The sequence below is a fragment of the Shigella sp. FC1544 genome, from assembly GCF_001722145.1.
Classification (GTDB): domain Bacteria; phylum Pseudomonadota; class Gammaproteobacteria; order Enterobacterales; family Enterobacteriaceae; genus Escherichia; species Escherichia coli.
The window spans coordinates 1-1,241 of record NZ_MECT01000318.1 but is presented as its reverse complement, the minus strand read 5'-3'; the positions used below and the strand labels follow the sequence as shown (position 1 = coordinate 1,241).

Genomic DNA, 1,241 nt, shown 5'->3' with positions numbered 1-1,241 from the left:
GACAGGCTCCGGAAGACGGTTGTTGCGCACGTATTCGGTGAACGCACTATGGCGACGCTGGGGCGTCTTATGAGCTTGCTGTCACCCTTTGACGTGGTGATATGGATGACGGATGGCTGGCCACTGTATGAATCCCGCCTGAAGGGAAAGCTGCACGTAATCAGCAAGCGATATACGCAGCGAATTGAGCGGCATAACCTGAATCTGAGGCAGCACCTGGCACGGCTGGGACGGAAGTCGCTGTCGTTCTCAAAATCGGTGGAGCTGCATGACAAAGTCATCGGGCATTATCTGAACATAAAACACTATCAATAAGTTGGAGTCATTACCCGCAATTTACAGTAAAATACGCATATTATTTCGTATTCAATTTGCGCACCGTTCGCAGTTAATGCGCAGTAATTCGCAGGAGGCCAGCCAGTGAGAAACAGAACGCGCAGCTATACCACCGACCTGCCCCGTATAGGGTTGCCATTCCTTGCGAACATGCGTAGCAGGCTGGCGGATGCTGAACCGGGTACGCAGCTTTATACCCAGACCGAAAGCGGAACGTTGTATGCCTTCCGGCAAGCCGACAGCTACGCCATGACAATCAACGGCGTGACGCGGGCTATTCGCACCACAACCACGAAGGCCGGGTATGGCGTCCGGGAATGGTACGCTTGCCCCCACTGTAACTTCACTATAAAAGCCAGAGTGCCGACATACTGGACAGGATGCGCATGAAGATACGCCAGCAGCGATGCGCGATATGGGGCAGCAATGACCTTGCCAATAATCTGTTTAATGACATTCGCATGTTCCCAAAACCAAAGGGGATGCGCTGGGCTACGTTTGACAGGAAGCGGGCAGAGTTATCAGTTATGGAGATGGCTTACTGGCAGGCATTCAGCCCGGTAGTGGACAGAATCACGGGCGTTATTGAGCGTAAAGCAGGAAAAGCAGCCAGAGGCATTGGCCTGACTCTATAAAAGCAAAACGCCCGCACGGGGCGTCAGAGAACGGGATAGACTTCTGCGACAATTTGCATTCGCCGCCAATATAGCAAGCCGTCCACATCAAGCAATAAACTATCACCGGGAGGGGGAGGCCAAATCTCTGCAATCCTGAGCCTTAAGGACTGCCCGCCCCATCGTTTTTTCATACCCGCGAAAAATGAAATTTAATCCGGGCGTGTTTCATCCTTCCAGAGGGTATGACGTATGACACCACGCGAAATAGCCTTATTGACCATCGCCAAA

2 pseudogenes are annotated in these 1,241 nt (G+C 52.3%); both read left to right on the top strand.

Features of this window, described 5'->3' with window-relative positions:
• Nucleotides 1-315: pseudogene (locus tag BGK49_RS15085) on the top strand (IS1-like element IS1B family transposase); the annotation flags it as partial.
• A 105-nt stretch (nt 316-420) separates the two neighbouring features.
• A pseudogene (locus BGK49_RS15080) lies at nt 421-971 on the top strand (hypothetical protein).
• Nucleotides 972-1,241 lie beyond the last annotated feature (270 nt).